The sequence below is a fragment of the Aquimarina sp. EL_43 genome (assembly GCF_943422735.1).
In the GTDB taxonomy this organism is placed as follows: domain Bacteria; phylum Bacteroidota; class Bacteroidia; order Flavobacteriales; family Flavobacteriaceae; genus Aquimarina; species Aquimarina megaterium.
This window is the reverse complement of sequence record NZ_CALSBR010000001.1, coordinates 5,283,606-5,309,174: the sequence shown is the minus strand read 5'-3', so window position 1 is coordinate 5,309,174 and position 25,569 is coordinate 5,283,606. Positions and strand designations below refer to the sequence as shown.

Sequence of the window (25,569 nt, the reverse complement as noted above, 5' to 3'; positions counted from 1 at the left end):
CATGACACACAAATTTTATTTTCGAAGATTGGCTTTTCTTATCTTTCTACTAATCGTTTATTCTGCATGCGATAAAAATCAAGAACAAAAACACACAGAAATAAGCACTGTAGAAACTTCTAAAAAACTCAAAAAAAAGAAAGATTATAACAAGAAGAAAGGAATTGAAATCATAGCAGAGTATAAGGCAAATCTTTTAAAACCTATTGGCGCTGAAGAATCTACCTATAAGGATGGTTTTTTGATGACAGAACATCAAAAAGCTATGAAAAATAGATCTACGGCCAAGAACTCTAGCATTATTAAATGGAAAGAAAGAGGGCCTGTAAATGTGCCAGGTAGGATACGTGGTATTGTAGTGGCCCCCGATAATGATGATAAATGGTATGCCGGTACAGTTGGTGGCGGACTTTGGGTAACCGAAGATGCTGGAACCACCTGGGAGAATCTTACAGATTATAAAATACCTAATCTGTCTACATCTACTGTTGCAGTGGGGACAAGCGACCCCGAAACATTGTACCTGGGAACAGGTGAGCCTTTTAATAATTTAGATGCAATAGGAGGAGTAGGTGTTTTAAAAAGTGTAAACGGAGGCCGCAGTTGGGAATATCTCAATAACACCAAAAGTTTTGGAGGAGTTGGTCGATTGGCCTTAAATCCTGACGATGAAAATAACCTTGTTGTAGCAAGTAGAAACGGTGTCTATGTTACCTCGGATGGAGGAGTAACATGGCAGAATACGTATAGTGGAGGAAATGTTCAGGATCTTAATTATGATCCTACTAATTTTAATACTCTATATGGAGGCGTAAATAGTGTAGGAGTAATAAAAAGTACAGATGGTGGATTAACATGGGACTTAGTGTTGAATAAAGATGATTACAATTCAAATCATTCACGTTTTGAGCTTGATGTTTCTCCAGCTAACCCGAATAGAGTTTTCATTTCGGTGTACACTGGTAGTGGAGGAGCAACTACTGCAGTGAATACCGATTTTTATCTTACCAGTGATGCAGGAGAAACGTTTAGATTAATTGGTTTTGAAGGAACTCCTGCAGCAGGAAATTTGATTACTGGGCAAGGATGGTATGACAACATAATAAGAGCACATCCTTTTAACGAAAATGTTTTTTATGCAGGAGGAGTAGTGATGCATAGAGTACAAATAGTTAAAGCAGGAACTGGTATTAAAAGTAAAGATGGACCAGTAAGTTATACTTTTCAGCCTATCGCAGCAGGTTATAATGGCGAATTAAATAATTATGTTCACGTAGATCAACATGGTTTAACATGGATTAAGAAAAGAAAAGAAAAAAAGTTTAAATTAATCCTAGCTAATGATGGAGGAATATATCATACCGATTATCTATTCGAACCGGGAACAACGCTTAATGATTGGTCTACTTCTGCAGTAGGACTTAATTGCACACAGTTTTATGGAGCCGATAAACGTAACGGTACAGAAGATTATATGGCTGGAGCACAAGATAATGGAACCTGGATATCATTTACCGAAAATGGAGCAAACGATGAAACCGCATATCAATTTATTCTTGGAGGAGACGGGTTTGAAGTATTATGGAATTATGATAATCCTGATGAGTATATAGGAGGTTTTCAATTTAATGGTTTTGTACGTTATGAGAATGGTCAAGGATTTAATGCAAGGCATGGAGAATCGGGTGCAGGAACATCTCCTTTTTATTCTAAAATTACAAATTCAAATAATAACCCTAATGTACTCTTTAGCCCTTCTATTAGCGGAGTTTGGAGATCCCCTGATTTTGCAAAATCATGGCAATTAACTTCTATTCCAAATAATTTTTCGGTAGGAGCTTCAAGTTCATTAGATGTTTCTGTGTCAACAGCTAACCCAGATATTGTATGGGCTGGTAATGCAATGACAGAATCAGGGAGTTATGTGATTCATGTTTCTAAGAATAATGGAGTGTCTTATGAGCCTACAGCTTTATTCTCTGACCCAAGAGACGGTGTTAATCATAATTATTTTATTTCAGGAGTAGAAACTTCATCTACAAATGAGAATAGAGCTTATGTATTATTTTCTGGACAGGGAGCTGCTAAAATATTAAAAACAGAAGATTTAGGGCAAACCTGGGAAGATATTTCAGGGTTTTCTACAGGAGAAGATAGAGGATTTCCGGATGTCGCAATTCATAGTTTGGTAGAAATGCCTTTTGATGAAGATAGAATTTGGGTAGGAACAGATATTGGGGTGTTTCAAACATTAGATGGAGGAGCACACTGGTCCCTCCTGGCTGGATTACCAGCTTTTTCTGTTTGGCAAATGAAAATTGTAAATGATGAAGTAGTTATGGCAACTCATGGTAGAGGAGTTTGGACCGCTACTCTTGAGGAACTAGAAGGGTATGAACCTCCTACATACTATGCCCCTCCAACAATTACTGCCGCAGCGCAAGAATCTGTAGAAAATCAGAATGCAGCGATTACTTATGTACAGGAAAATGAGGAAATAGAGAAAATAATAGTGTATTTAGATGGAGAAGAAATCGCACAAATTACAGATAATATCGAGCAAGGTACCGAGTTTACTTATACGATAGAGAATTTAACAGAAGGAAACCATACTGTTGGATTGAAAGCCGTTGATAGTACAGGAGATACATCTGTTGCTTCGTCGACATCATTTGATATTATAGACTATACAGTTCCAAAAAACCTTGTATCTATTACAACTTTTGAAATGTCTGATGTATATACTTTTGGAGGAGAGTTTGTTATCAATACAGTTAATGAAACAGTAAGTCAGGCGGTTCTTAATAATTCTGCACATCCCTATTTAAATGATTCAGAATATCGTACTGTTTTAAGGCATCCTATTATTGTTAATGCAGAGAATGGAAATTTTATATACGAGGATGTTGCAATCACAGAATTTGATCCTGCACCGGGTCAATTTTATGATTACGTAACTATAGAAGCTTCTAGTAACTTAAAAGATTGGGTACGATTAGATGCTTATGATGCACAAAGATTTCCAGAATGGACAGATGCCTTTAATTCTGGCCCTTCTCCAACAATAAATGATGAGTTGTTTAAAGAACAATCAATCAATTTATTAGACTTTTTTCAGGAAGGAGATGTTATTGCGGTACGTTTTCGATTAATTTCTGATCCTTTATTTACTTCCTTTGGTTGGGCTATTCGCTCTATAAATGCACCAGAAGAACAATTGGTCGCAGAAGAACAGGAAGAAGTAGTACAACCTCCTCGAAGTTCAGAAGGCGCTCTTTTATATCCAACAATTTCTAATGGAGAGGTACAGATTTCATCAGGAACCACAATGAACAACAGTGTAGTCGAAATATATGGGATAAGTGGTAGACTCGTATACTCAAAAAGAATTGGAACACTAAATGAATCTCAACAAACGTTGTCCCTAGAAAATCTTAAATCAGGAATGTATTTGGTTAAGGTTTTTGGAGATGGTGGGATAACAAATACAACAAGAATTGTTATTAGGTAAGCTTATTTTGTTATAACGCTAAGATATGGTATACCTATAAGTTTCTGCTTATAGGTATACTTATTTTTTTAGCCCTTCAAATTTTAAAAACATATAATCTCTCATTATAGATTCTAATGTTTCTTCAGTCTGATCAAAGAAATTATCGTCAGTAATTAATTGCCTGATAAAGTATTCATCTAATTTAACAAGAAGCTCAGACGATATGGGCTTAAAGATATTGTTTTCTATTCCTAAGATGTAAAATTGTTTTAGATCTTCGAGTAATGCACACAAAAATTCTTCAATAATTTTCCATGCTGTGGGATAATGTTCTTGTAATTGTCTTAAAAAAAAAGAAGAAACATCCTTAGCTCCTTCCATAAGAATACGCCCTAGAGTTTCACATTTGTAATCTAATTTTAAAATTTCTTCAGTAATCTGATTTTTATAAGTATACAAATAATCTATTCTTACTTGTGTGATATATTCAAAAATCTCTTCTTTCGTAGTGAAATATTGATAGATAGTAGATTTACTTTTTTTCATAAGCAAAGCCAGATCATCCATGGTTAGTTCACCTAAATCTGTAGTCTTTAATTTAGGGAGTATTGCCAGGGTCCATTGTTCTACTTTTTGGTTCTTTTCTTTTCTATTTTTGAGTATAGATTTTCTTCCCACGTTTGATAAGTTTACTAAAATCAAACTACTTAGTATAAAGTAGTTCTGCCTTTTTGTTTTCCGTTTTTCAAACTTAATCGTTTACAACATAAATAACCAAAAAGTTATGTGAAAATATCTATGGATAAAGGTTAATCCTTGATTGTTTTTTATATAAACGAGATGAAAAATTATAAGATTATAAGGATGTAGAATAACCTTCTTCAGAAAAAACACTATCCTCATGGTACTTTAAGAGTTTACTATTGAGGAAAGAATATTAGTAACTATAGTGATCAACACTGTAACAATAAAATTATTGGGTTTAACTATTTTATAATATTGACCCTTAGTTATTTGTAGTTTTTTTGAAATTTTCTCACTTTTTAGTTACGTGTCACTTCTTTTCTATACGTCATATTGATAAATGAACAAAGATGAAGCATAATGCTTTATTCTCTAAAAAGTAAAACATATAATTTTTATTACAATGAAGAAACTTTTATTAGTATGTACATGTATTAGCATTTTCGGAATCGCATCAGCACAAAAGAAGACATCTTTTGGGTTAAGAGGTGGAGTTAATATTTCTAATCTTTCTGATTCAAATTTAGAAACTAAACCTGGAGTTTATTTAGGAGCATTATTGAATATCAGATTCTCAAAACTTTATGCTCTTCAACCCGAAATTGGATATTCAAATCAAGGGGGTAATACTAAATTTCCTACAGGGAGCGATGTCGAAATTCATTATCTTTCGATATCTGCAACAAATAAGTTTTATGTTAAAAATACAGGCTTACATTTTTTAATTGCGCCAGGGATTGATTTTGATGTAGATGATACTCCGGTAGGAATTGTAAACAGGGATGAAGGCAATGATGTTACTTTTGTTGATGTTTCGATCGCGGTTGGTTTAGGATACGAATTTAAAAATGGAATAGGGGTAGAGGCCAGATATAAAAGGGGAACATTGGATGTTTTTGATGGAGATTTTCACAATTTTTCACAACAATCTCTTTATAGAGAAAAAAATCAATTTAACGAAGTTTTGCAAGTAGGGGTATCGTATAGATTTAATTTCTAATTATTTGGTGTTAATGGGGTATTGGAAGAAGCAAATTTCAATACCCTTTTGTATTCTTTATTACTTTAAGAAGTGATAAGAGAAGAGCGAATTTCTTTAATTTTTGTAACATATTGGTAAGTTTATCGTTTTTTTAAAGTAATGTAATTTTATCTTTGCAAGATATTTGATAGCATAATTTTCAAAATCAACGTTTGGGTGATCAACTTATCATAGAACAAATCAAAAACAAAAATGTCAAAGTTTTTGAATCTGTATTTAAGCAATATTTTAAAGTACTTACTATACATGCCAAAAAATATGTTTTGGACCTGGATACAGCACAAGATATTACACAAGAAGTATTTATAAAACTCTATGAAAGAAAAGATGAACTTATCATCCATACTTCTTTAAAATCATTCCTATATACATCTGTAAAAAACCGATGTTTGGATTATATCAAAATTCATAATATTCGCCAACAACATAAGGATATCATTCAAAAAGAATCGTCTATTCTTATAGAAGAAAACGATGAAGAAATAGCGAAAACAGAATTACAGGAAAAAATCTATAAAGCTATCAAGACTCTTCCTGATCAAAATCAAAAAATCTTTATGCTTAGTCGGTTCGAAGGAAAAACCAATCAAGAGATTGCCGATGAACTTAATATTAGCAAAAGAACTGTAGAAACTCATATCAGTAATGCCCTTAAAAAAATAAAAGCATTAGTTTTATTTGTTTTTATAGTGCTGATTGTCAGTTTTTTATGAAATAATTTCATTTTTTTTACTTTCCGGTTACGTGTAACTTCTTTTCTATTCGTCATATAGATGACTAACTATACAGAGATAATGTAAAATGCTTTGTTGTAGAGAGAAAGAATAACATATAATTTTTATTAAAATGAGATCTGTTATGAATATGCACAACCAAATTAACTTAGAATATGCTTTAATTAAATATTTTTCGGATAAAGCAACACCAGAAGAAGAAACATTTGTACAACAGTGGGCTTCTGAGAGTTCTGACAATACTTCATATTATCATAAGATTCAACGATTATGGATTCAAAGAATAGTGTTATGATATCGCTTAGAATATAAAATCAATGATTTGATCATAATAGGGGTTTTGAATATATAATCATTAAACTTTTTAGAAAATTGAAAACAAAACAAGTAATTCTTGCCTTTTGGGTGATACTTATGGGCTTTAGTAAAATATTTAGCCAACAAAAAGCAGTAGAAAAATATACAATTAGTGGGTATGTAAAAGAATCAGGTAGTCAGGAATATTTACCGGCTGTATCAATTTATATTCCGGGTAGTGCAGTGGGGACCTCTACCAATGACTACGGATTCTTTTCACTTACCATTCCTGAAGGAACACATGAATTGATTGTGTCTTTTATAGGATATGGGACCATTAAAAAATCGATTGATCTTACTAGTGATCTTGCACTTAATTTTGATATGGAACTAGAAACCGAAAGCCTTGATGAAGTTATTATAGATGGAGACAGAAGGGTGAATGAAAGCCAGGTAACTCAAATGAGTGTTGTCTCTATAAAACCTTCAGAAATAGAGGATATTCCCGCTATTCTGGGAGAAAAAGATGTAATCAAAGCATTGCAGTTATTGCCAGGAATTCAGCGAGGTAATGAAGGAAGTGCAGGATTCTTTGTAAGAGGAGGAACCCCGGATCAGAACCTGATCATACTAGATGAAGCTCCTGTGTATAATTCTAACCACTTATTTGGAATATTTTCGGTATTTAACGGAGATGCTATTAAGTCTATAGAAACTTTTAAAGGAGGGTTTCCGGCAAGATTTGGTGGTAGATTGTCTTCTGTACTCAAAATAGATACAAAAAACGGAAATAAAGAAAGGCTGAGCGGAAAAATAAACGTAGGGTTAATATCTTCATCTCTATTGGTAGAAGGACCAATTAAAAAGGGAAAAACTTCATTTATTTTTAGTGGGCGAAGAACGTATGCAGACTTATTGTCTAAACCTTTTCAAAAATCAGATCTAAAAGCCGGCTATTACTTTATGGATCTTAATTTTAAAATACACCATGTTTTTAATGAAAAAAACAAACTATACTGGAGTAATTATTTTGGACAAGATAAATTTCATGCGGTAGAAAAGGAAGCAGGGGATGATTTAAAAACAAAATTGTTCTGGGGTAACATAACCTCTACACTACGATGGAATCACCAATTTAGTGATAAGTTTTTTTCTAACACTTCTTTAATTTTTAGTAATTATAACTTTGGAATTAAAGTTGATGAAAAGTTTCAGAATGAAATTTTTAAATTGAAAACAAACTCAGGAATCAATGATTATGGAATTAAAGCAGATTTTGATTACTATCCAAACCCTAAGCATTCTATACGGTTTGGACTGGCATCTACATATCATAATTTTGTGCCAAAACAATCCAGGATAAGAGAAACAGGAGAAAGTAATTCTGATATCACACAAAAAATTGAATCTCTAGAGAGCGCTTTATATCTCGAGGATGATTGGAAAATTACCAATACGCTAAGTTTCTCTCCCGGGTTAAGGTTAACTCATTTTCAATATAAATCAACAGATTACCTTAATCTGGAACCAAGAGCAACTATTGCCTGGAATGTAAAACCCGATTTGGCACTAAAAGCTTCGTATTCTAAAATGAATCAATACATTCATTTACTTTCTAACTCGGGAATAGGGTTACCTACAGATCTTTGGGTATCTTCTACAGATCAATTAAAACCTCAGGTTTCTGAACAATATGCATTAGGAGTGGCAAAAGATTTTATGGATGATGGATATTCTATTACTGTCGAAGGGTATTATAAAAAAATGGATGATGTGATAGCATATAAAGAAGGCGCTTCATTCTTGTTATTAGAAGACTTGGGAACAGGAAAAGAAATTGATTGGGAAGAAAATATTACCACAGGCCAAGGTTGGGCTTACGGTACAGAGCTATTATTACGTAAAAAAACGGGGAAACTTACAGGTTGGTTAGGATATACATTATCGTGGTCAGAAAGACAATTTGATGAGCTAAATCAAGGACGAAAATTCTTTGCAAAATATGATCGAAGACATGACATTTCTTTGGTAGGGATTTACAAGCCTAATGATCGTATTACACTATCGGGAACATGGCTGTTTTCTTCGGGTAATAATTTTAATCTTCCGGATACAGAGTCATTATCAAACACAAGTACTTTTCCGATAACAATACCTGATCTCTCTAATGGAGGAACACCTTTTAGCACAGAGCGAAATAATTTTAGAGGAGAAAATTATCATCGTTTAGATTTAGGAATTCAATTTCATAAACGATTTTCAAAGAATAGGGAGCGTACCTGGGGATTTTCGATATATAATATTTATGGAAGAAAGAATCCTTTCTATTATTATTTTGATGATGCTAAACTTAAAAAAGTATCAATCCTACAGTTTATTCCATCAATTAATTATACCTATAAATTCTAAAAAGTGAAATCAACAAGGTCAAAATTATTAGAAAAATATAAAGATACACAGATGAAATATTTTCAAAGTATACTATTAATAATTCTAGGCATTTGTTTAGTAAGCTGTGAGACAAGTGTAGATGCAAGTGATTTATTAGAAAAGCAACAGCTTGTAGTTATTAATGGTTATTTATCACCACAAGATACCACATTAAAAGTGCAAGTGTCAAGATCTAAATCAAGGGCATCAAGGACAGTCAATGTTAAGGATATGGTTATTAAAGATGCTACCGTAGTGATAGCAGATGAAGAAAACAATGAGGTGGCACTTGTATATACAGATGCATCTTTAAACTATGAAGCACCAGCAAGTGGTTTAGCAATATCACCAGGCAAGAAATATTTTTTGAAGATTACGGCTCTAGGTAAAGAATATAAAGCATCTTGTACAATACCAACCGAATCTGTACAAAGGATAGAGAAGGATATTCAGGTAAAAGAAGGTGAATTCTCTGAGAATCGCTTGTTGAAAGTTACTGTAGGGGATATCAAAAATCAAAACAATTTTTATATCATAGGTGCCATAGTCACTCAGTCTTTTGATAATGGAGGAGGCACAACTAGTAATCAAGTAGAAAATATAAATTTCGAGTTTAAACAGTTTGCAACAGATGTAAGTAGAGAAAATTCTGTAATTACAGCAGATGGATTTTTTACTTTATCCGATAGCGCATTACCCAATCCCAAGTTAAAGATTCAGGTAGCCAATGCAGAAAAAATATTATACGAAGCGCTAAGAGCAACATATTTAAATGATTTTAATGACGGAGATCCATTTGCAGAATCAGTTATTGCTCCGACCAATATAGAAGGAGAGAATGGATATGGTGTTTTTGCAGGATATCAATTAACAGAAGTGGAAGAAACTTTTTAAACAAAAAAGATAAAATCGAGTAGACTATTATTTAAAAAGCGAACTTAAAGTTGTTTTGACAACATAATCTTAATAATTTATTACTTTTAGAGCCAGATTTTAATTTCAGAAATGAGTATCGAACAAGAAGATCACATACTACAACTTTTAACACGTTATTTACAAAATGACGTACAAGATGATGAACGAAAGTTTGTAGAGGATTGGATTGCCGAATCCGAATCAAATACAACCTATTTTGAAGATGTTAAACGCATATGGAGTACTTCAGAAAATATAGAGGATTTTGATAAAATTGATGTAGATGAACAATGGAGTAAATTTGAATCTGGCATAAATGCTACAGTAAAGAAGAAACCAAAATTAAATAATGTTTATCTTAAAATTGCAGCCTCTATTGTGCTTTTGATTGGTTTAGGCTTTTATTTTAATTCACTTTTTAACACTGAAGTAATTTTACTGGCAAAAACGGGAGCAGAAAACAAATTTATATTACCAGATAACTCTATAGTATGGCTTAATGAAGGTAGTCAACTTACTTATAAAAAGGATTTTAAAGGAAATAGCAGGCAATTAAACCTAAAAGGAGAAGGCTTTTTTGAAGTTACAAAAGATCCCGAGAAACCATTTGTTGTTATTGCCAATACCACACAAACTAAAGTTTTAGGTACGTCATTTAACCTAAAAAATAATGCTAATACAAAAGAAGTAGAGCTTGTATTGGTAACAGGTAGTGTTGAGTTTTCATCAAAAAAATATAAAGAAATTTTAGCTCCGGGAGATATGGTAACAGCAAAAGAGAGTGGCAAATTGATAAAAACTTCAAATAAAAGCCTAAATTTCTCTTCCTGGAAATCGGGAGTACTTAAATTTGAAAAAACTTCTATAGAACAAGTAATTAAAGATATAGAACTGTATTACAATAAGAACATAATTATCGAGAGTCGAGAATTTGCTAATTGTACGTTAACCACTATCTTTGACAACGAATCGTTTGAGGATGTTTTGGAAACTTTTAAAATATTATTTGATGTCACATATGAAAAAAATGATTCGAATAATATTGTTATAAAAGGAGGAGATTGTAATTCTTAAAAAACATTATTCTTTTTGCAAAAATCAAATTGCCGATTTAATTTTCTAGTGAGAATAAAAGTGATTAGGGTACTATTTGTAGCGCTTTTTATAGGAGGGTTTAGTGGTTATACCCAGGGAGAAATTTTAGATCAAAAAATTAGTTTAGTTAAAGAAAATGTATCTATTGCCAGTGTTTTAGGTGAGTTAGAAACAAAATTAAATTTTACGATAGGATATTCTGATAGCGCAATAGATATTTCTAAAATAGTATCGGTTAATGCTAAAGAAAAAACTTTAGCTAAGATATTAAGAAATCTATTTCCCTCGAAACTCTATCAATTCAAGGTTTTGGGCAAAAAACTACTAATTTATAAACGTCCAAAAAAGTACACAATTAGTGGGTATATTTCTGAAAAAGGAAGCCAGGAATACTTGGGTAGTGTATCTATTTATATCCCCAAACTCAATACAGGTACAATAACCAATGATTATGGATTTTATTCCCTTTCTATCCCAGAGGGCAATCATCAGATATTAATCTCATTTGTGGGGTATAAAAACATTAAGAAAAGCATTGACCTTACCTCTGATATTACGATAAATTTAAATTTAGAACCAGAGACTGAATATCTGGATGAAATTATTATAAACTCTGATCAGGAAACAAGTAAAAGTCAGATCACACAGATGAGTTCTGAAAAACTAAGCCCTTCATTTTTTGAAGATATTCCTACAATCCTGGGAGAAAAAGATGCTATTAAAACCTTACAGTTATTACCTGGGGTACAATCAGGAAGCGAAGGTTCTACAGGCTTTTATGTTCGTGGCGGAACACCCGATCAAAATTTGATCATACTAGATGAAGCTACAGTTTATAATTCAAATCATCTTTTTGGGATTTTTTCCATATTTAACGGAGATGCCATTAAATCCGTAGAAATATTTAAAGGAGGTTTTCCTGCTCGGTATGGCGGAAGGTTATCTTCTGTAGTGAAGATAAATACTAAAAATGGGAATAAGGAAAAATTTGCTGGCAAAGCAAATATTAGTTTGATTTCTTCATCTCTATTGTTAGAAGGACCCATAAAAAAAGGAAAAACATCCTTTGTAATTAGTGGTCGTAGAACATATGCAGATCTGTTACTTTTACCATTAATGACCAAGGACGAGAAACTTGCTTATTATTTTACAGATGTTAATGCTAAGCTTCATCATGTTATCAATGATAAAAATAAATTGTACTGGAGTACATACTATGGGCAAGATAAATATAGAAATAAAACTGTTGTTGAGAATGAAAGATCTAAGCAGAAAATACTTTGGGGTAATATAACTTCTACTTTACGCTGGAATCATGAATTTAATAACAAGCTCTTCTCTAATACATCATTAATATTTAGTAATTATAAGTTTACAGTTAGTAAAGATGATAGAGGAGGAGCGAATCGAAGTTCTGCGTTTAGAACAAGCTCTGGGATCAACGATTATGGAGTTAAATTCGATTTTAATTATTATCCTACACCTAATCATACATTTAAGTTTGGTTTAGTTTCTACCTATCATGATTTTACTCCAAAAGAAATTAATATTAGAAATATTAATGAAGATGAAATTGTAAATACCCAAAAAATAAAAACCGTTGAGAGTGGAATATATATTGAGGATGATTGGAGAATTAACGATAAGATTAGCATATATCCAGGTTTAAGGTTTAGTCATTTTCAGCATAAATCTAAAGGTTATTTTAAACCAGAGATGAGACTTTCTGTTGCTTATAAATTGTATCCTTTGCTTACATTAAAAGCTTCGTATGCAAGAATGAATCAGTATATACATAGGTTATCTAATAGTGGTTTGGGATTACCAACAGATCTTTGGGTGTCTTCTACAGAACGGTTAAAGCCTCAGCTTTCTGAGCAAATTGCTTTAGGGGTAGCAAAGGATTTCAAGAATAACATATTTGGACTAACAATCGAAGGGTATTATAAAAAAATGGATGATATTATAGCCTTCAAAGAAGGCGCTTCTTTTGCAGGTCTCGAAAGCGTGAGAGAAATTACAGGTTCTATCCGAACTGTTGATTTTGTAAATGGCATTACTACAGGGAAAGGCTGGGCATATGGAACAGAGTTTTTACTTAGAAAAAAGAAAGGAAAACTAACAGGTTGGTTGGGATACACTTTATCATGGTCGCAAAGACAGTTTGAAGATTTAAATGGAGGGAAGGTATTTAACGAACGTTATGATAGAAGACATGATTTCTCTATTGTAGGGATTTACAAGCCTAGTAAAAGAATAACGATTTCTGGTAATTGGTTATTTGCATCAGGAATTAATTACAACCTCCCTAATACATTAGGAGTTGCAGCGGGTAATAATTTCCCGATAGAGGATGTAAACAATAATGATAATATATTACTGTTTAATACAGAAAAAAATAATTTTAAAGGAGAAAATTTTCATCGTTTAGATTTGGGAATTCAATTTCATAAAATCACAAAACGTAATAGAGAAAGAACATGGGGCTTTTCGTTTTATAACGTATATGCGAGAAAAAACCCTTTTTATTATGAAATTGCTAGCGAAAATCAAAGTTCTCCTAATGTTTTATATAGAAGATACTTATTTCAGTTTCTTCCGTCGTTTAATTATAGTTTAAAATTTTAGTATATGAGACTCTACATTTTATTAATCATAGGTTTTATCGTTTTAGGTTGCGAAGATTTAAAAGAAGAGATAAAAAATAGACCAGAAGGAGAGAAGTTAGTTTTGATTAATGGTTTTTTGTCTCCAGAAGAAGAAGTAATAAAAGTTGAAGTTTCTAAAACAATATCTGTATTTGATAAACCTTTACAACTCGAACCAGCAGATTTTGTAAATACTTTAATCATTAAAGATGCAGTAGTAGTTATCAAAAATGAAAACCAAGAAGAAGTAGAATTAAGATATTCTAGCGATAGTAAGTTATATCAGATTGCATCTAGCGAATTCTTGATAGAACCGGGAAAAAGGTATACTCTAAATGTCTTAGCAGAAGGAAAAGAATTTAAAGCCACTTGTGTTATTCCTGTTATTAAAATAGAAAATGTATCGGCGGCGGTTGGGTTTAGAGCTGTAGATGGTGCTGTTGTAGAGAATCTTAGTGTAAGTTTTGATGATATAAAGGGCGAAAATAATTTTTATATCGTAGGAGCATTATTTAATGTGACCAATAGTACAGAAGAAAATCGCTCTATTGCAAATTTTGATATTGAAAGATTTGCCACTGATGTAAATGGAGATGGATTAAGTATATCTGCAAATGGAACAATCTTTAATACAAACGAAAGCTTAGAAATTACTGTGAAAGTCGCAAATGTAGATGAGCTTATTTTTACCACTTTAAAAGCTTCTTTCTTAAATAAAGACCAAACATCAAACCCTTTCTTTCAGCCTATTATACCGCCTAATAATATAGAAGGAGAAGGAGGTTATGGTGTATTTGCAGGATTTCGATTATTAGAAAAAACGATGACACTAGGTCCGATTCAATCTTTAGACGGAGTTTGAAAATGCTTGTAAATTAGATAGCCTCCATAACCAATAAATAATATGGTTATCATGACTCTGAAGTCCCATTCTGCCTGAGCTTGTAATCTATTATATAATCGTAAACCTCCAAATAAAACAAGAGCAATACCGATCATTAAGTCCCAGGTCTTGCGAGGTGATTTATCTTCGTTTTCCATAATTTTAGGTTAAGTTTTGTTTGATAATTGGGAGCGCATTTTTTGCATCGGTTTTTTTTACAAATAGTTGAACATGGTCAGGTATACCACCTCCAAAACCTGCCATCATACCAGACTTCATATCATCCCGGGTGATAGAGTTAATGCCTTTATCCTGCAATATTGTTTGTAAAAATTGAACATTAATTAAACTACCTGTATATACTCTTTCATATTCACTGTCAGGAAACATAGTGTTATTTGTTTAAGCATTAAAATATTTACTGTTCCATATGACAGTATTAAAATTTTTTCCAAGTGCAAATCCATAAAATAACACCACAGCTGCTACCGATTTAAACATAAAGAATAAAATCATGATAAATGTTGAGGTAGTACTGTGTTTAGTGAACATACCTTCTGGAACCATAAATGTAAGTAAAAGACTTACTAAAAAAGTGAGTATGAGTAAATTTTCAAAACTCTTAAAAAACCACATCATAAATTTACGAAGTGGGTGTAAATCATTCCCCCATTTATGCACTAAATAAAAATAGTCATTACCCATAGGAGCAAAGAGTAGGGGATCATCAGCATTTTCTAATTTAAATAATTTAGATGGCGCAATAATTTTAAATCCTTTTAATTCGGTTTGATGTTTTTTCTCAAGGTTTTTAATAGCAGAAATTGCAGATAAGGGCAACTTTCCTTTAAAATATTTAGAATCCAAAAAACGTAATCGATAGGTAATACAGATTTTTTTGATTTGATCCAGATGGTATATGCTGCGGGTTTCTATGTGATCAAGATCAAAAACATTCTGAACTACATGAGAAGAATTTTTCAGGTTTTTAAGAATTTGATTCTCGTGTTTCTCTTCTTCCGAAAAGATTGCATATACTTGTTCTTTCCAGGTAGAGGCATTAAATTCTTTATCCCGTAGTTTACCTAGTTGTTGCTCTATGTTTGTCCTGGGAAATAACATCTTTTTTTTTAGCTCTACTAAATTAGCAATTTGGGTTAAGTTATACAAGATTAAAGAGATCGTTTAGTAAAAGATCACAGTACCCGATTAACAATAATTCCAGTATTATTTTTTATCTTTTTAAGATAATCAACCAGTGGAAGCGTAGAGATTTCTACTTGACCCTTTGAAGATGCATGTAATAGATGAATTCGTCCATTCTCTTTGCGTATAGCGATCCCTGTATGTGTAATGTCTAATCCTTTGATTGAAGTAGTTAATGCGACAATATCGCCAGATAGTATTGATGCTTCATTTTCTTTAATCTGATCTTTTGGTAAAAAGCATACCGATGATTGGCTAATATTAATTTCGGATTGTTGTATGCCTTTAAAGTTTTTATCATCTTTAAGAAAAGGATAAAGTTCTCGGTGTGTGCTCATAAAATTAATATCTTTCTCTATTTCTATTCCACCAATATCACCTGTAATATTTCTTATAATGCCTTTTTGTTCATTATTAGTAATCCACTCAGAGAAGTAGTGTAGTCGTGAAGCATACCCATCTAATTCCCCATTTTTATAACGTATTTTTTCTAGATAAGCAGTATAGGATTCAAAATCCTCTTTCTCATTCTTAAGCATTAGACTTAAAACCAGTACATTTTCTACAAAAGTAGTGCAATCTAATCCCTGAAAATTAATCACCAAGGATTCTTTTGACCCGATCTCCAGAGTTTTGGCGGCATAAGGAGTACCTAAAAAAGTTTTTCCAACAAACACCAGAGTCTCTCCAAAAGCAGTTTTTGGAGTGTATTCTTTTTTTAAAGCTGTAATTCTGGTGGTAAAGATTTCTTTATCTTTTGCAGAACAGATAATTTCTTGTGCCTGAATAGCACATGTCATTAAAAAGAAAAAAAGGATAAGAGATTTACTGTTCATTTGTTATATATGTTAAGTAGGCTTAGTTTTTAATTCTAATATGTCCTAAAATACAAAAAGCTACTATATCTGATGGATTTATTCGATAAGATTTCATAAAAACTAAAAAGGTATCTGTAATGATATGAAGAATTACGGGATTCTTAAATGTTTTATAGACAATTACACATTTTGTCGACAATATAAAAAGGCTTGATTATGATATCATAATCAAGCCTTTTTTCAAAAATAAATTTAAAGTTATTTAGTACTTAAGAATTCTTAATGTTTCCATTTTTGAATTTGTTTGTATTTGAACAAAATAAATCCCAGACATTTTAAGCTCACTCCCTAAAATTATAGACCTAGGGTTTTTTGTATATTCTTCTTGTATCAGAAGTTTTCCGTGTATATCAAATACTTTAACCGTGATATTAGTTTTGTCAAGTTTTGAAGTGTTAATCACAAAAGTATCGATAAAAGGATTAGGAGATGTGAATGTTTTGTTTTCAGAAATTCCTTTGTTTGCTATGCTATTTATTGCATTTGAAGATCGGGTATAAATGATCTCATTTGGTTTCTTATTATATGCATAATCCAGTATTGTATAAGATAAACCATCGTTAGCTACAGATATATGAAACCATCCATAATGTGTATTTCCATTTATCTTAAAGGTAAATCCAATAAATCCTGATTTACCATTCCAAGTTGTATAAGAAGATGAACTTATAGTATAGCTGTTTGATTTTGCTATAAAATTATCAGAACCATCAATTCCTTCACCTTCACCTATTAGGGTTATATTACCTTCATTTCCTTGGCATACAATATCTTTATCATATGTAACTAATCGTACCGAATTACTAGTGTACCACGCGCCATAATCTTTATCATCACCAACTTCGATACGGAAGAACTCCCAGCTATTAGATGAAGTAACTGTAAGATCCTCGATATCTACATAAACAATCCCATCGGTGTTATTACATGGGGAGCAAGAGCTTCCACCGCAATCTATCCCGGTTTCATCCCCGTTTTGGATACCATCGGTACAAGTAGGGGTAGATGTTACTCCTTCTATAGAAACGGTATAATCTTCAACTTCACCATAATCAAATGTTTCACAAGTATCAGGGATTTTATTGTATGCCATAGATACTCTCATTCTCGTATTTCCATTTTTTGCTCCATCTGGTACCGTAAACTCTCCTTTTATTGAAGTGTCTTTTGAAGGGCTTTTACTAAATACTTGTTCACCAGAATCTTCGAAATCTCCATCTTGATTGTAATCAATCCATACACTGTATCCTTCTGAGTACACAGTTGATGACCATGTTGGAGTAATTGTAATCGTTTGAGCTACTCCTTTTGGTAGAGGTGTAGACTCTGATGTGAAATCACTATACCCACCATTCCCTGCTATAGAAGTTTTATCAATACTTCCTAATTGTATACGACTAATATATTCATCATTAGGGTTACTTCCATTAGAAGTACAATAAGACGAAGGGTTACACGGTTCACAAGAACCTCCGCAATCTATTCCGGTTTCATCTCCATTTTGAATCCCATCTGTACAAGTAGGACTTGGTTCGCTAGAAGTAGTAACGTTTACGATATTACTAAACTCAGAAGTATTACCTGAAGCATCTTTAGCTTTTATCTTATATTGATATGGTGTATTTGCAGTTAATCCTGTAATATTAGCAGATGTTCCTGTTACAGATGTAGCGATTGCATTGTCCTGATATATGTCATAGCCAACTACTTGCTCATTGCTTGGTGCTGAGTCCCAGGACAGCGTTAATGATGTTTCTGATACATTAGATGCCAATAATCCTGTTGGTGCAGATAAATTATTTCCACTAGAATTTTCAATATCGAATTTCATATTATCGATCCAAATTCTAGTTCCGTACCCAGAGGTGTTTTCTAATTTGATCAATACATTTTCTTTTCCACTAAATTGAGATAATGATACATTTTCTGTTCTCCAATGTGAATCCTGTGTGGGTACCCATAGGTTAATTTCATTAATCCAGGTATCTGGATCGTCTGTTGTTGCTACGGTCTCTAGTTCTGTATGAGTTTTTGAATATACTTCTGTCCAGGAGTTTCCACAATTGGTAGATACCAATATTCTTAATTTGTCTTTACTGTCATCATCAAATTTGGTATATGCCAAATCAAAAGAAAAGGTAGTTTCTCCGCCAGACATATCTATAGGATTAAGAATAATTTCATCTATTTCTCCTATTTCTTCATTATCTGTATTATTCATAATCATACAAGAGGAAGAGTTTCGACCTGCAGCATTACTTTTTTCCCAAGCTAATTCTCCATCATTATCTATGATTTCCCATCCAGATGGTGGGAAACTCCCTTCAAACCCTTCTGTAAAAGAGTTTTTTGTTGGATTTGTAACCGTTATATATGCATTTTTTGTTATTGTATTACCAGTGCCATTAGCATTACTTGTTGTAAGGGATACGTTGTAAGACCCCGGATTGTTATAGGTTACTTTAGGATTTTTATCTGTAGAAGAAGAAGGAGTGGCTCCTTCAAATGTCCAATTCCAGGAAGTAGGATTTCCTACAGAAACATCTTTAAAAGAGATTTCGGTACTATTACAATTAGAAACTCTTTTGCTAGAATAAAAGTCAGAAACCGGAGTGGTATCATTATTAATTAAGACATTAATATTGTCTATCCATATTCTGGTTCCGTATCCAGATATATTCATAAACCTAATGGTTACTTCAGATTCACCATCATAAGCACTAAGGTCAATAATTTCTTTTCTCCAATCAGATTCTTGTTTAGGAATCCAACCGTTAGAAAGACCAGTGGTTACACTTTTGGTTTCTAATTCTGTATGTGTTTTAGAATAAACATCTGTCCATGAGTTTCCGCAATCTTTAGATACTTGTACCTTCAATTTGTCGGGACTGGCATCATCAAACTTTGTATAGGCAAGATCAAAATACATCTGACTATTTTTTGCTGAAGAGAAATCATAATATGGTAATCTAAGAAAATCTTCTTCTCCTACAATTGCATTGTCAGAGTTATTCATTATGATACTAGAACTGTCTCCATTTCCGGCATCACTTCTTTTTTCCCAACCAAATCCTTTATCGGGATTAATAACATCCCATTCTGTAGGAGGGAATTGTCCTTGAAAATTTTCTGACTGTCCCGATGATGTTTTTTGGTTTATATAAATATAACTGGTTTTTTCCTCTGTGTTTTGTCCAGAGTCATTGCTTGCAACGAGGCGAACTTTGTATATTCCAGAATTATCATATCGTATTACAGGATTTTTTTCTGAAGATGTTGATGGCGACCCGCCTTCAAATTGCCATTGCCAAGAAGTAGGTAAGCCTAATGAAAGATCTTCAAAAGTGATAGATTTTCCATCACAAACGGCTGTGTAATCGCTTGCAAAATCTGCTATTGGAGTTCTTTTAAGTATTCCTACAGAGCTTAAGTTACTATCCTGCCAAAGTAAACGTCTAGAATATAATGCTTCAGTACTATCTTCTAACCAATAAGTCATTGCGCTTACTTGCCCTTTTGTGAACATATTCTGGCAACTGGTATTATAGTCCATATGATTCTCAAGATTCGCATACACACCACAATTATTTAGTTTATCTCTTTCACATCCTTCTGCTTGTGTAGTTGGGGGAGTGTCATCAATTCCATCATTAGTAGCATCGCAACTTTCATAAAATGTATGTCTTAATCCAAAATAGTGACCAAATTCGTGAGTCATTACTTTTTCAAATCCAGGTGCAGATTGTGATCCGCAGGTACTACCAACATACCTCCAATTATAAGTTACATGAGGTATTACATCCTGAATTGGAAGAAAGGCATGTCCTGATCCATTGGTACCTCCTTTTTCATTAGGGGCATCTACAACAACTACGTCTAAATAGTATTTGTTTTTTTTGCCCCACCACATATATTTATAAATGTTAGGGTCATAACCATATGCAATATTAGCGTTAGCCTGCCAATCCATACCGGGGGTATCCATAGTGTTTCCATCGGGATCTACAGTGGCTGGAATAAATTCAATATTCATTTTATCTTTAATAGATTCGAATCTTGGGTCGATTTGATTAAACCCAGGGAATGTACCATTATAATCTCCATTGATTGTTTTAAAGACGTCATCAATTCTACACTTCATGTCTGCCTTACTAACAGAGCCTTCTCCATTATGTAAAATATGAAATACTACAGGGATAACATATGGAGTTGCAGCAGATTTACTCTGTACACCAGTTTTTTTAAACCTCTTTACTTTACTGATTGTTTTTTTAAAATTAACTTCTTCTTCAGGAGATAATTTTGTGCCACATCTGTTTTGTGCATGACTAAAGCTTACCAACATACAAAATAGTATGAAGGTGATTACTGTTTGGAGTTTGTGTTTCATTGGTTATAAGATTGAAAATATTAGAGTTAGTTTGTATTTATATTAACAATAATACCATCAAAATTATAGGGAATAAAATATGGGATAATATAGTGTTGGTAATTGGTAATTTTGTATTGTTTTAACAATTGAAATGCAATTTTTTGTTTTTTTTAGTGAATTATGTAATAATCTAATAATAAAAATAACAATACATATTATTTGAAGTTTAAGAACTAGAACTCTGTTCATGTATAAATTATATGTAGAAAAGTTATTGGGAAAGTATTGATAAAATGTCTTCTATTCAGGTTGTAGTTTTATCTGTATTGTTGTTGATTATAGAATCAAAAAAGCAACCAAAGACACCTCTTTGATTGCTTTTAAACAGAATCATTATTTGAAAAATTATATAATCGTAGATTGCCCTACGTGTATATTCTCAAAATTGATATTAGAATCCTCGGGATTTAATATGTAATCAGCAATAAAATCTCCTACTTTTTCTGTGGTAAGTGGGTTACTAGGATTTAGATCAGAAGTAGTAAGATTTAACTCTAACGCTTTTTCTACAGCATCTCTAATTGCATTGGCTTCTCCTAATAAATTAAAATGCTCTAATAACATAGCGGCAGATAATATAGCGGCAATTGGATTAGCTATTCCTTTTCCTGTTGCCTGCGGATAAGATCCATGTATAGGCTCAAACATACAGCATGTATTTCCAATAGAAGCAGATGCTAAGAGACCAATAGATCCACCAATCACACTAGCTTCGTCAGAAATAATATCACCAAACATGTTTTCGGTAAGAATTACATCAAACTGACTAGGGTTGAGTATCATTTGCATTGCAGCATTATCAACAAATAAAAAGTCTAAGGTTACATCGCTATAGGCTACAGCGATTTCGGTAACTACTTTTCTCCATAAGCGAGATGATTCTAATACATTGGCTTTATCTACAAGAGTAAGTTTTTTTCTTCGCTTTTGTGCTGCTTTAAATGCCAAATGAGCGATACGTTCGATTTCTTCTCTAGAATATTCGCAAAGATCAGAAGCAACGTTACCATCATCGCTTAATTCTTTTTTACCAAAATAGATACCACCAGTTAACTCACGATAGATAGAAATATCTGTTCCTTCGATAATCTCACGTTTAAGAGGTGATTTGTCGATTAAAGTAGAATAGGCTTTTACAGGGCGAATATTAGCATAGAGCCCAAGTTCTTTTCGTAATTTTAATAGACCTTGTTCGGGACGAACCGGAGCACTAGGGTCGTTGTCATATTTTGGAGCACCAATTGCGCCAAACAAAACAGCATCTGTTTGTACACAGAGTTCTAATGTTTCATCTGGTAATGGGTTTCCGGTTTTGTCAATGGCAATAGCACCTACTAATCCTTCTTTAAAAATAAAGGAATGATCAAAGTTATGTGCGATTGCCTCTAATGCTTTTATAGCCTGTGCGGTCACTTCTGGGCCAATACCGTCTCCTGATAATACTGCGATATCTAATTTCATAAGTTTATTCTTTTTGTCACACTAAACTTGTCGAAGTGTTTTTTTGTTCTTGATTGTAGTTTATAAGACTTCGACCAGCTCTGCCTGACAACTTATATATATTTATATTCTTTCGTTTTCAAATTCTTCTATTTCTGCTTTATTACTGATTAAAAAATCAATGTCATCATAACCATTCATAAGGCAGGTTTTTTTGTACGGGTTAATCTCAAAAGTTGAAGAAGAACCAGTAGCGAGAATGGTAATTTTCTGAGCTTCAAGATCTACTTCAATTTGCGTATTAGCATCTTTTTCAATTTCATTAAATAAGTCTTGTAGGTATTCTGGAGTTACCTGAATGGGTAATACTCCGTTATTAAGAGCGTTTCCTTTAAAAATGTCAGCAAAAAAACTAGATATCACTACTTTAAAACCATAGTCATTAATTGCCCATGCGGCATGTTCTCTACTAGATCCGCATCCAAAGTTATCTCCTGCTACTAATATTTTACCTTTATAAGTAGTATCATTCAATACAAAATCATGATTTATACTTCCATTTTTATGAAAGCGCCAATCTCTAAATAAATTTTCTCCAAATCCTTCGCGACTAGTAGCTTTTAAAAACCGTGCAGGAATGATTTGATCTGTATCTACATTTTCTATAGATAATGGTATAGCAGAGGATGTTAGTTTAGTAAACTTATCCATAATTAATTTAATTGTTTAGTAATATCAATAATTTTTCCTTCTATAGCTGTAGCTGCAGCAACTAGAGGGCTTGCTAAAATTGTTCTTGCACCTTGTCCTTGTCGTCCTTCAAAATTTCGATTAGAAGTAGATACGCAATATTCTCCTTCCGGAATTTTATCATCGTTCATTGCTAGACATGCAGAGCATCCAGGTTGTCGTAATTGAAATCCAGCGTTTTCAAAAACATCTTTTAATCCTTCTTCAACGATTTGCTGTGCTACGAGTTGCGATCCCGGAACAAACCAAGCAGTTACATTGTTGGCCTTTTTCTTACCTTTAATATAGTTTGCAGCAATTCTAAAATCTTCGATTCTACTATTAGTACAGCTTCCTATAAAAACATAATTTACTTCTTGATCTACGAGAGATTGTCCTTTCTCAAAATTCATATAAGCTAATGATTTTTCGAATGAAGCATTATCTTCTACAGGTATATTTTCTGATATTTTGATTCCCATTCCTGGATTTGTACCATAAGTAATCATGGGTTCTATATCCGATGCATCAAAATGATACTCTTTATCGAATACCGCATCTTTATCTGTAGGTAATGTTTTCCAGTAGGCAACTTTTTTGTCGAATTCGACCCCTTTAGGTGCAAATTCTTTGCCTTTGATATATTCAAAAGTAGTTTCATCTGGGGCAATCATTCCTCCTCGGGCACCCATTTCGATACTCATATTACAGACAGTCATTCTGCCTTCCATCGACATATCTTCAAATACATTACCAGCATATTCACAAAAATATCCAGTACCGGCATTAGTACCAAGTTTTGCGATCACATATAAAATTACATCTTTTGGTAATACGCCAGGTTTTAACTGCCCATTTACATTAACTCTAAGGCTTTTTGGTTTTTGAAGCAGTAAACACTGACTGGCAAATACCTGCGCTACCTGACTGGTTCCTATGCCAAAAGCAATGGTTCCGAATGCACCGTGTGTAGAAGTATGGCTATCACCACAAACCATAGTCATTCCAGGTTGTGTAATACCTAATTCTGGTGCCATTACATGAACAATACCATTATATTTATGACCAAGGCCATATAATGTAATTTCATTTTTCTCACAATTTTTGGTAAGCTGCTCGAGTTGATTTCTGGATAATGCATCTTTAACAGGAAGATGTTGGTCTTCTGTAGGCGTATTATGATCTGCAGTAGCTACAATTTGATCGGGTCTAAAAACAGGAATCCCACGTTGTTCTAATTCTCCAAATGCTTGTGGGCTGGTAACCTCATGAATTAGATGTTTATCAATATATAATATTTGTGGGCCGTCTTGTATCTCTTTGACTACATGCGCATCCCATACTTTGTCAAATAAAGTTTTCTTCATATGTATATAAAACACCTACACAAAAATAATGCTTTTGTAGGCTTTTAGTATTATTTATGCTACTACAGTAGCTACATTAGTATTTTTCATAATTTGATGAATATCTTCATCGATAACTTCTTTCTTACGATCAGCAAATTTCAAAAATTCTGAATAAACATCATCTAATTGAAGTTTAGATAATTCGTAACCAACTTTTTTGGCTCTATAAGCCAGTGCAGCTCTACCGCTTCTGGCGGTAAGTACAATAGCAGACTCTGTAACTCCAACTTCCTCGGGATCAATAATTTCATAAGTCTCCCGATTTTTAATTACTCCGTCCTGGTGTATTCCCGAACTATGAGCAAAAGCATTAGCTCCGACAATTGCTTTATTAGGTTGTACCATCATACCCATATGATCAGATACCATTTGGCTGGTACTGTATAATAATTTAGAATCAATATCGGTATTTAGATTTAAATACGGATGTTGTTTCATGATCATAACTACTTCTTCTAGAGATGTATTGCCTGCACGTTCACCGATACCATTAATTGTACATTCAATTTGTCGAGCACCATTAATTGCTCCTGCGATAGAATTTGCAGTAGCAAGGCCTAAATCATTATGACAGTGGCAAGAAATAATAACATTATCTATACCTTTTACATTTTCTTTAAGGTATTTAATTTTAGCACCGTATTCTTCTGGCAAACAATACCCGGTTGTATCAGGAATATTAAGTACAGTTGCACCAGCTTTGATCATAGCTTCGCATACACGAGCTAAAAATTCATTATCAGTTCTCCCGGCGTCTTCTGCAAAAAACTCAACATCCTCTACAAAGGATTTTGCATATTTAACTGCAGCAACTCCTTTTTCTATTACCTTATCTTGTGTAGAATTAAATTTATATTTAATATGAGACTCAGAAGTACCTATACCTGTATGGATTCTAGGTCTTTTTGCATAACTTAAAGCTTCTGCAGCAACCTTAATATCTTTTTCTACAGCTCTGGTTAATCCACATACAGTTGCATTTTTTACGATTTTGGCTATTTCACTTACCGAAGTAAAATCTCCTGGGCTCGAAACAGGGAATCCTGCTTCTATAATATCTACACCCAAAAGATCGAGTTGTTCTGCAATAACTAGTTTCTGTTGCGTATTTAATTTACATCCAGGGACCTGTTCTCCGTCTCTTAATGTGGTATCGAATATTTGAACTTTATTATTACTCATAGAAATACAGTG

General features: G+C 33.0%; 19 protein-coding genes. 9 read left to right on the top strand and 10 right to left on the bottom strand.

The window, feature by feature from the left end:
- Nucleotide 1 precedes the first annotated feature (1 nt).
- Nucleotides 2–3,511, top strand: coding sequence for a T9SS type A sorting domain-containing protein (locus NNL09_RS22835; RefSeq protein ID WP_196911904.1), 3,510 nt, complete (start codon nt 2–4; stop codon nt 3,509–3,511).
- 60 nt (nt 3,512–3,571) lie between these two features.
- Here NNL09_RS22835 and NNL09_RS22830 read toward each other — a convergent pair whose 3' ends face one another.
- A complete protein-coding gene (locus tag NNL09_RS22830) occupies nt 3,572–4,171 on the bottom strand; it encodes a TetR/AcrR family transcriptional regulator (protein WP_025667953.1) in 600 nt (199 codons plus the stop codon).
- A 469-nt stretch (nt 4,172–4,640) separates the two neighbouring features.
- On the opposite strand from NNL09_RS22830, the gene NNL09_RS22825 reads away from it, so the two are divergent.
- The 8 genes from NNL09_RS22825 (at nt 4,641) to NNL09_RS22790 (ending at nt 14,260) form a co-directional block, all read left to right on the top strand.
- Nucleotides 4,641–5,237, top strand: a complete 597-nt coding sequence (locus NNL09_RS22825) for a porin family protein (protein ID WP_025667954.1) — start codon at nt 4,641–4,643, stop codon at nt 5,235–5,237.
- Between the two features lie 194 nt (nt 5,238–5,431).
- Nucleotides 5,432–5,992, top strand: a complete 561-nt coding sequence (locus NNL09_RS22820; RefSeq protein WP_196911903.1) for an RNA polymerase sigma-70 factor — start codon at nt 5,432–5,434, stop codon at nt 5,990–5,992.
- A gap of 145 nt (nt 5,993–6,137) precedes the next feature.
- The gene (locus NNL09_RS22815; RefSeq protein ID WP_160170152.1) at nt 6,138–6,308 is read left to right on the top strand and encodes a hypothetical protein; all 171 of its coding nucleotides are present in this window, start codon (nt 6,138–6,140) and stop codon (nt 6,306–6,308) included.
- Nucleotides 6,309–6,385: 77 nt separating this feature from the next.
- Nucleotides 6,386–8,719: a TonB-dependent receptor gene (locus tag NNL09_RS22810; protein WP_025667958.1), complete on the top strand. Its 2,334-nt coding sequence runs from the start codon at nt 6,386–6,388 to the stop codon at nt 8,717–8,719.
- Between the two features lie 51 nt (nt 8,720–8,770).
- The gene (locus NNL09_RS22805) at nt 8,771–9,634 is read left to right on the top strand and encodes a DUF4249 family protein (RefSeq protein ID WP_196911902.1); all 864 of its coding nucleotides are present in this window, start codon (nt 8,771–8,773) and stop codon (nt 9,632–9,634) included.
- A 111-nt stretch (nt 9,635–9,745) separates the two neighbouring features.
- The gene (locus NNL09_RS22800; RefSeq protein ID WP_196911901.1) at nt 9,746–10,729 is read left to right on the top strand and encodes a FecR family protein; all 984 of its coding nucleotides are present in this window, start codon (nt 9,746–9,748) and stop codon (nt 10,727–10,729) included.
- 15 nt (nt 10,730–10,744) lie between these two features.
- Nucleotides 10,745–13,378: a TonB-dependent receptor gene (locus NNL09_RS22795; protein ID WP_254514273.1), complete on the top strand. Its 2,634-nt coding sequence runs from the start codon at nt 10,745–10,747 to the stop codon at nt 13,376–13,378.
- 3 nt (nt 13,379–13,381) lie between these two features.
- On the top strand, nt 13,382–14,260 hold the full coding sequence (locus NNL09_RS22790; RefSeq protein WP_196911899.1) for a DUF4249 domain-containing protein: 879 nt from the start codon (nt 13,382–13,384) through the stop codon (nt 14,258–14,260).
- Here NNL09_RS22790 and NNL09_RS22785 read toward each other — a convergent pair.
- The 9 genes from NNL09_RS22785 to NNL09_RS22745 form a co-directional block, all read right to left on the bottom strand.
- Complete coding sequence (locus NNL09_RS22785; RefSeq protein ID WP_025667966.1) at nt 14,239–14,439, bottom strand: hypothetical protein; 201 nt, start codon at nt 14,437–14,439, stop codon at nt 14,239–14,241. The genes NNL09_RS22790 and NNL09_RS22785 overlap by 22 nt on opposite strands.
- A gap of 4 nt (nt 14,440–14,443) precedes the next feature.
- Nucleotides 14,444–14,671 (bottom strand): putative signal transducing protein, encoded by a 228-nt coding sequence (locus tag NNL09_RS22780; protein WP_025667967.1) that lies wholly within the window; start codon nt 14,669–14,671, stop codon nt 14,444–14,446.
- A 12-nt stretch (nt 14,672–14,683) separates the two neighbouring features.
- Nucleotides 14,684–15,403, bottom strand: coding sequence for a hypothetical protein (locus NNL09_RS22775; protein ID WP_025667969.1), 720 nt, complete (start codon nt 15,401–15,403; stop codon nt 14,684–14,686).
- 74 nt (nt 15,404–15,477) lie between these two features.
- Nucleotides 15,478–16,323, bottom strand: a complete 846-nt coding sequence (locus NNL09_RS22770) for an N-acetylmuramoyl-L-alanine amidase-like domain-containing protein (RefSeq protein WP_196911898.1) — start codon at nt 16,321–16,323, stop codon at nt 15,478–15,480.
- Nucleotides 16,324–16,567: 244 nt separating this feature from the next.
- The gene (locus NNL09_RS22765; protein ID WP_196911897.1) at nt 16,568–20,755 is read right to left on the bottom strand and encodes a M43 family zinc metalloprotease; all 4,188 of its coding nucleotides are present in this window, start codon (nt 20,753–20,755) and stop codon (nt 16,568–16,570) included.
- Nucleotides 20,756–21,142: 387 nt separating this feature from the next.
- Nucleotides 21,143–22,258, bottom strand: a complete 1,116-nt coding sequence (gene leuB / locus NNL09_RS22760; protein ID WP_196911896.1) for a 3-isopropylmalate dehydrogenase — start codon at nt 22,256–22,258, stop codon at nt 21,143–21,145.
- Nucleotides 22,259–22,360: 102 nt separating this feature from the next.
- Complete coding sequence (gene leuD, locus NNL09_RS22755) at nt 22,361–22,948, bottom strand: 3-isopropylmalate dehydratase small subunit (protein WP_025667936.1); 588 nt, start codon at nt 22,946–22,948, stop codon at nt 22,361–22,363.
- 2 nt (nt 22,949–22,950) lie between these two features.
- Nucleotides 22,951–24,333 (bottom strand): 3-isopropylmalate dehydratase large subunit, encoded by a 1,383-nt coding sequence (gene leuC / locus NNL09_RS22750; protein WP_025667935.1) that lies wholly within the window; start codon nt 24,331–24,333, stop codon nt 22,951–22,953.
- Nucleotides 24,334–24,387: 54 nt separating this feature from the next.
- Nucleotides 24,388–25,557 (bottom strand): 2-isopropylmalate synthase, encoded by a 1,170-nt coding sequence (locus NNL09_RS22745; protein WP_025667934.1) that lies wholly within the window; start codon nt 25,555–25,557, stop codon nt 24,388–24,390.
- Between the last annotated feature and the right edge of the window lie 12 nt (nt 25,558–25,569).

Bases quoted from the DNA above. Each gene is read 5' to 3' on its own strand.
- NNL09_RS22785 (WP_025667966.1), bottom strand. From the start codon at position 14,439: ATGGAAAACGAAGATAAATCACCTCGCAAGACCTGGGACTTAATGATC.
- NNL09_RS22805 (WP_196911902.1), top strand. From the start codon at position 8,771: ATGAAATATTTTCAAAGTATACTATTAATAATTCTAGGCATTTGTTTA.
- NNL09_RS22770 (WP_196911898.1), bottom strand. From the start codon at position 16,323: ATGAACAGTAAATCTCTTATCCTTTTTTTCTTTTTAATGACATGTGCT.
- leuB (WP_196911896.1), bottom strand. From the start codon at position 22,258: ATGAAATTAGATATCGCAGTATTATCAGGAGACGGTATTGGCCCAGAA.
- leuC (WP_025667935.1), bottom strand. From the start codon at position 24,333: ATGAAGAAAACTTTATTTGACAAAGTATGGGATGCGCATGTAGTCAAA.
- NNL09_RS22780 (WP_025667967.1), bottom strand. From the start codon at position 14,671: ATGTTTCCTGACAGTGAATATGAAAGAGTATATACAGGTAGTTTAATT.
- NNL09_RS22790 (WP_196911899.1), top strand. From the start codon at position 13,382: ATGAGACTCTACATTTTATTAATCATAGGTTTTATCGTTTTAGGTTGC.
- NNL09_RS22815 (WP_160170152.1), top strand. From the start codon at position 6,138: ATGAATATGCACAACCAAATTAACTTAGAATATGCTTTAATTAAATAT.
- NNL09_RS22765 (WP_196911897.1), bottom strand. From the start codon at position 20,755: ATGAAACACAAACTCCAAACAGTAATCACCTTCATACTATTTTGTATG.
- leuD (WP_025667936.1), bottom strand. From the start codon at position 22,948: ATGGATAAGTTTACTAAACTAACATCCTCTGCTATACCATTATCTATA.
- NNL09_RS22800 (WP_196911901.1), top strand. From the start codon at position 9,746: ATGAGTATCGAACAAGAAGATCACATACTACAACTTTTAACACGTTAT.
- NNL09_RS22775 (WP_025667969.1), bottom strand. From the start codon at position 15,403: ATGTTATTTCCCAGGACAAACATAGAGCAACAACTAGGTAAACTACGG.
- NNL09_RS22745 (WP_025667934.1), bottom strand. From the start codon at position 25,557: ATGAGTAATAATAAAGTTCAAATATTCGATACCACATTAAGAGACGGA.
- NNL09_RS22835 (WP_196911904.1), top strand. From the start codon at position 2: ATGACACACAAATTTTATTTTCGAAGATTGGCTTTTCTTATCTTTCTA.
- NNL09_RS22825 (WP_025667954.1), top strand. From the start codon at position 4,641: ATGAAGAAACTTTTATTAGTATGTACATGTATTAGCATTTTCGGAATC.